Origin of the sequence: Endozoicomonas acroporae, from assembly GCF_002864045.1 — a bacterium.
GTDB classification, from domain to species: Bacteria; Pseudomonadota; Gammaproteobacteria; order Pseudomonadales; family Endozoicomonadaceae; genus Endozoicomonas; species Endozoicomonas acroporae.
Genome location: NZ_PJPV01000230.1, coordinates 1 through 1,100 on the forward strand (window position 1 = coordinate 1; position 1,100 = coordinate 1,100).

At 47.3% G+C, this 1,100-nt stretch carries 1 protein-coding gene; it reads right to left on the minus strand.

What is annotated here, in order from left to right; genetic code table 11:
• Positions 1-72 precede the first annotated feature (72 nt).
• Positions 73-546: a group II intron maturase-specific domain-containing protein gene (locus tag CX664_RS24560; protein ID WP_101749240.1), complete on the minus strand. Its 474-nt coding sequence runs from the start codon at positions 544-546 to the stop codon at positions 73-75.
• Positions 547-1,100: the final 554 nt, after the last annotated feature.

A 1,100-nucleotide genomic window follows, 5' to 3' on the forward strand; every position in this document is an offset into this window, starting at 1 on the left:
TAAATCGGGTAAGGGCTGGTCTTTCTCCGGCCCTCCCCACAGCACCCGGCATGCGGGTCCGCACCGGGCGGTTCAACGATGATGGTGAAACCTGATCCATAAGTCTTTCAATGAAACAAGCCCAATTTTCGCGAGGTAATTGTTATTCAGTGCCTGTTGTACCGCATAAGTTTTACTCAGACGGTAATACCCTTTGCTGCTGGCTGCGATCTTGGCGGCGTTCACTTTATCAACGCCTAACCTGACCAGATTCTTAAAACGGGTTTTCGGCTTGCGCCATTGCTTCAGAAAGCAGCAACGGATTCGCCGACGTATCCATTGATCCAGCAGGGGAATTGGTCGGTAATATTCCGATAACCGGAAATACCCCATCCAACCCCGGATATATTGCGCCAGTTTGCGTAACCGATGTTGCATTGAGACACCCCAGCGACGACTGGTCAACTTGAGTATCCGGTATTTGAATCGGTCCAGACACTTCTGGGCCCAGCGAGCTTTCTTCCCTGTGAAGGTGAAACTCAGGAATTCGCTTTCTGTTGCTTTCACAACCTTCTCATCATAAAGAGCTTTTCCGGGAGTTAATCTTCAGTTTGTAAGCGCTTATTTAAGGACGTCTTCAAAACCCATCATCTGTCTGCCACGCTAACCCCTGTTTCAAAAACAGGAGCGAGCCGTGAATCAAAAACCGAGAAATAGTGTCAGGTCTTGAATCTTGAATGTGTTCAAATACAAAGGCCTGACCCTGGCTTTTCGTTTTCCTTGACTTTATTCAAGAATCAAGACCTGACTCTCGCTTCTGCTCGCTTCTGTAATTGAACACCTTGAACATCAGAAAAAACCGAACATCCGTTGTCGGAATCGGTAAAGGATCTACCATTAGGTCTGAAGCTGAGAGCCTCTCCTTTATAAGCCCCTGATGGGACAGCTATCATATTCCGGTAGTTAAATTCCTCCAGGCAATAATAGCTGGAACTGGCGATCCAATAAGCAGGCTTGTCCCGGCGTTAAGCAAACACTGGACGATGTGGAAGTAGTTATGAATACACTGTTGAGAGTTGAGAGGGGTGCTCTCTCAGAATAATCAAAACGCTGATACTGGT